The sequence below is a fragment of the Loigolactobacillus rennini DSM 20253 genome (assembly GCF_001436505.1).
Lineage (GTDB): Bacteria > Bacillota > Bacilli > Lactobacillales > Lactobacillaceae > Loigolactobacillus > Loigolactobacillus rennini.
In genome coordinates this window covers 1-4,098 of record NZ_AYYI01000043.1, presented here as the reverse complement: position 1 = coordinate 4,098, position 4,098 = coordinate 1, and the positions used below count along the sequence as shown (strand labels likewise).

General features: G+C 40.8%; 5 protein-coding genes and 1 tRNA gene. 4 read left to right on the top strand and 2 right to left on the bottom strand.

The features are described 5' to 3' along the window. Positions 1-287 precede the first annotated feature (287 nt). From FC24_RS06975 to FC24_RS06960, 4 genes are all read left to right on the top strand, one after another. Positions 288-845: a TetR/AcrR family transcriptional regulator gene (locus tag FC24_RS06975; protein WP_057874175.1), complete on the top strand. Its 558-nt coding sequence runs from the start codon at positions 288-290 to the stop codon at positions 843-845. A 79-nt stretch (positions 846-924) separates the two neighbouring features. Next, positions 925-1,911, top strand: coding sequence for a DUF5692 family protein (locus FC24_RS06970; protein ID WP_057874174.1), 987 nt, complete (start codon positions 925-927; stop codon positions 1,909-1,911). A 202-nt stretch (positions 1,912-2,113) separates the two neighbouring features. Beyond that, a tRNA-Thr gene (locus FC24_RS06965) sits at positions 2,114-2,186 on the top strand. Between the two features lie 116 nt (positions 2,187-2,302). Then, complete coding sequence (locus tag FC24_RS06960) at positions 2,303-2,950, top strand: GNAT family N-acetyltransferase (RefSeq protein ID WP_057874173.1); 648 nt, start codon at positions 2,303-2,305, stop codon at positions 2,948-2,950. A 226-nt stretch (positions 2,951-3,176) separates the two neighbouring features. Here the strand turns inward: FC24_RS06960 and FC24_RS11475 are convergent, their stop codons facing one another. Further along, positions 3,177-3,365 carry a hypothetical protein gene (locus tag FC24_RS11475; RefSeq protein ID WP_157059094.1) on the bottom strand — a complete coding sequence of 63 codons (189 nt, stop codon included), beginning with the start codon at positions 3,363-3,365 and terminating at the stop codon, positions 3,177-3,179. A gap of 55 nt (positions 3,366-3,420) precedes the next feature. After that, a complete protein-coding gene (locus FC24_RS06955) occupies positions 3,421-3,900 on the bottom strand; it encodes a PTS sugar transporter subunit IIA (protein ID WP_057874172.1) in 480 nt (159 codons plus the stop codon). Between the last annotated feature and the right edge of the window lie 198 nt (positions 3,901-4,098).

The following is a 4,098-nucleotide window of genomic DNA, read 5'->3' as shown; positions in this document are numbered from 1 at the left end:
TGCTTCGCGCCGAGGGTAGTTGGGGGAGCACCCCCTGCCAGCGTAGGTCGCTGCCATGCTAACAAAATAAGCGGTCGAGTCAATTCAACTGACTCGACCGCTTTTTTATGCCCAAAAATATTCTTGTTATTAAAAGCCAAATCGCACCAATCCCTTCATTAAATTAAATTCTTCATAGAAGTTAATTTAAATTAGTAAGTAAAATTGATATATTTAAATTAGCTGTTTTAAAATGTTTTAGTATTCATTAACTAATCAATTAGTTTAAGCTGAGAAGGTGGCTGTACATGGTTGAAACAAAGCAGAAATTAGCGCGAACATTGAAACAATTAATGCAAACGACACCAGTTGATCAAATTACGATTAATCAATTAACGAAACACGCACAAGTTGCCCGGAATACCTTTTACTATCATTTTACTGATATTAATCAATTGTTGGCTTGGCTTTATCATCAAGAAATTGTGCAACAATTAGCGGCTTACCGGCAAGAAAAAAATTGGGAAAACGGCTTAATGTTATTGCTAGCTTACATTGAACGTAACCGTCATTTTTGCATGAACACTTTTTCATCTTTAAGTCGGGACTTATTAAGTCATTTTTTATATCAAGTAGCATTTGATATGGTGACCGGGGTGATTATTGATCTGGCACCAAACTGCCAAGCAGATTTAAGGGATGAAATTGCCAACTTTTATGGTTGGGCGTTAGCAACTCAAATCGAACAATGGTTAGTCACAAATTTAGCGGAATCTAAGCAAGAATTTTATCAGCGGATGTACCGGATGTTACATGGGACGGTTACGCATGTTATTCAACAAAATACACAATTTTTGGGCAAATGACGACTTTTAACCATATTAAGTAGTTGTGAATTCGCTTACACTAGAGACGGGCAGAAAGTTTCATCTAGGAGGTGGCGATATGTTTTTGTTTCAAAGTATCTCTGCGGTTGATTGGTTAATCTGGGTTGTCGTAGTTGCCGCTTTAATGTTATTAAATGAAGCAGCACGTCTGAATAAGTGGGTCGCACTGGGGTTATTTGTTGCTGTTCCAATTTTACTAACACTTTTTGTTTGGCCGACGACAGCAGGTGCTGGAAGTAGTACTGGTACTTGGTTCCATTGGGTTAAAGTCTATTCTGCCCTAGCTGGTTGTCTGGGATTTATGGCACTGCGTTTTATTCCAAAATTGCAGCACAAAAAATGGGCGTTGCTTTTTCCACCAGCAATTTTAGCCATTAACATTTTAGAAGCTGTGATTCGTGATTTTCAGGTCTCTGGTTTACACGGCATGGTCGATGGGGTCATGATGAACGGTGGCCCTTGGAACATTATGAACGGGATTGCAGGTATTATTAATATTATTACCATTACAGGCTGGTTTGGTATCATTATCAGCCGGGACAAACAGCGTGACATGATTTGGCCAGACCAAATTTGGCCTTGGATTATTGCGTATGACGTTTGGAATTTTGCTTACGTTTATAATTGTGTTGGTGATCATTCCTTTTATGCCGGGGCAGCGCTACTAATTTCGTGCACGCTGGCAGCTTTCTTCATTAAAAAAGGCAGCTGGCTCCAGGCGCGGGCACAAACTTTGGCCTTTTGGATGATGTTTACCATGAGTTACCCCGCGTTTGTTTCTAATTCTGCTTTTGCCGTAAAAAGCAGCCATTCAGCTGCCGCTTTGATGACAGTTAGTGCTTTAGCTTTGCTTATTAATTTAGCAGTTTTAGTGCTTCACATTTATCGGGTTGTTAAACACCAGCGGCATCCATTAAAAGACGATGTGTATGCAGGAACGCAGGCGCATGATCAAGTGGTGGCGGACAATTTACCAACCACACAACAGCCAACTGATCTAAATACTAAAAAAACTGCTTCACAGACACCGAGGATGGCGCACTGATGTCAGTCGTGATTAGTTAGTTTAATGACAGAATCACCGTTAGGCAGCGTTTAATTTTATCGTTGCTTTAATGGTGATTTTTTGTTGTGATTTGCTGGAAGGTTATTAAAGCGAGCAGTTGCTTTTACTGTAAAATGGCTTTACAAATCTGCAGAAATCTGTATAATTATTGGTGTTGTCTAGTTTTATTTTATATGGGATTGCCGGCTTAGCTCAGTTGGTAGAGCATCGCATTCGTAACGCGGGGGTCACAGGTTCAAGTCCTGCAGCCGGCATTGTGTGACATCGGATTAATAACGTGTTGTGTCCTTGAAAATTGGATGCAGCCGTTATTTTTTTGTTTAAATAAAATGAGGCAATGACATTTAATGGTAGGAAAGGAGGAAATAAAATGACAGTCACAATTCAAATTCGTAATGAAAAACCGGCTGATTATCGGCAAGTTGAAGCCATGACGCAACGGGCATTTTGGAATTTATACACGCCTGGTTGTGTGGAACATTATGTTGCGCATCAAATTCGTTCACACTCGGATTTTATTCCGGAGTTAGATTTTGTGCTCTTGGCTGGTCAGCAAATTATCGGTAACGTGATGTACACGCGCGCACACTTAATTGCTGAAAACGGGCAGACCAAGCCGTGTTTAACTTTTGGTCCGATTTGCATTTCACCTGAGTTTCAGCGACAAGGCTTTGGGAAGCGTCTGTTGCAGCATTCGTTTGCAGCAGCTAAAGCTCTAGGTGAAGATAGCATTGTGATTTTTGGTGATCCAACTAATTATGTTACTAGCGGGTTGAAAAGTTGCCTGAAATTTCGCGTTAGTTTACCGGATGGCAGTTATCCAGCAGCAATGTTAGTGAAAGAATTAACTGCAGGCGCTTTAGCTGGTCATCACTGGCAATATCAGGGTAGTCCTGCTTATGATATTGACGTTGAAAAAGCCCAACAGTTTAATGCTGTTGGTACGTCGTTGCCAAAAAAGACACAACCTAGTCAGGAAGCATTTTACATCATTAGTCATGCAACAGTGACACCTTAAGTAAGGTTAAAACTGGCCCATCAGTCATTTACTCGACTGATGGGCCAGTTTTTTGTTATTTGACGCTACCCTAAACTTAGTTGTTGCACTTGTTTTTAGGTAGTCATTTGCTTTGCTTCTTAAACGTGGTGGAACAGCCAACTGTTTCCGCTTAGCCACGCCTAACAGCAGCTTTGCTGCGCAAATCAGCTGTTAGGCTGAGCTAATGCTCAACAGTTACCCGAATTTAGGCAGTTGATTGCCATCGCTGCCGTAAACGTGGTGGCACAAGCAACTTCTTCCGTTTGCCATGTTTCAACTCGGCGGTTTGCGCCGTAGTTGAATGGTCAACGTCTGTAGCATTAAAGATTTTCGGTACGAAAATCTTCCTTAATTGCGAAATAGTAGCTACAGAAAGCCACAATTTGCTTTGCAAATCTTGTCTTTCTTAGGCTAGTACTCAGAAGTTAACCGCTTGTGCCACCACTCTTTTAGTGTTCCACCGCTTTTGCTACTGTGGTGCCTTGTTTGACTTGGCCTGTTGTTGATAATTTGAATTCGTCTACTGCGGATGCTGAGTTGAAAATCAGCACCGTTGTGGTGGTATCTTTTTCAGCCTCACTAATTTGATTGAGATCCATGGTTGCCAATTTAGTTTGTGGTGTGACGTCGTCACCGACTTCAACGTTAATTTTAAATGGTAAGCCATTTAGTTTTGCGGTGTCGATGCCCATGAAAATCAAAATTTTTAGTTCGCCAGCCTGCAATCCGATCGCGTGTTTAGTTGGAAAAAGCGAGGTCACTTTGCCTTTAACCGGACTGTAAACATCAGCGGTTTGTGGCTTAATGGCAAAACCTTCTGCTTCTTGATAAAGGCCTAATTGAGTTAACAAGTCTTCTGTTAATGGTGCTACGTCGCCAGAAACTGGTGCGGCAAATTTCACTTTACTGGATAATAGGAATAAACTCATGATGCTTCTCCTTTCCGCGTAGAACTGTTTTTCTCTTCCACACCTTTAAGGTAAATGATGGAACGCGTTTCAGGTCAAGCATTTTTCAAAATTTTTTTATTTTGATGTTATTTTGGCTTCAAATAGTAAAATTTTGTTTGATTAAGGCAGATTGCAAGAAATAACTTGAACAAATTTAGTAACGCAGATTACGCAAAA

Excerpts from the sequence above, each read along its gene's own strand:
- FC24_RS06975 (WP_057874175.1), top strand. The coding sequence starts at position 288 with ATGGTTGAAACAAAGCAGAAATTAGCGCGAACATTGAAACAATTAATG.
- FC24_RS06955 (WP_057874172.1), bottom strand. The coding sequence starts at position 3,900 with ATGAGTTTATTCCTATTATCCAGTAAAGTGAAATTTGCCGCACCAGTT.
- FC24_RS06960 (WP_057874173.1), top strand. The coding sequence starts at position 2,303 with ATGACAGTCACAATTCAAATTCGTAATGAAAAACCGGCTGATTATCGG.
- FC24_RS06970 (WP_057874174.1), top strand. The coding sequence starts at position 925 with ATGTTTTTGTTTCAAAGTATCTCTGCGGTTGATTGGTTAATCTGGGTT.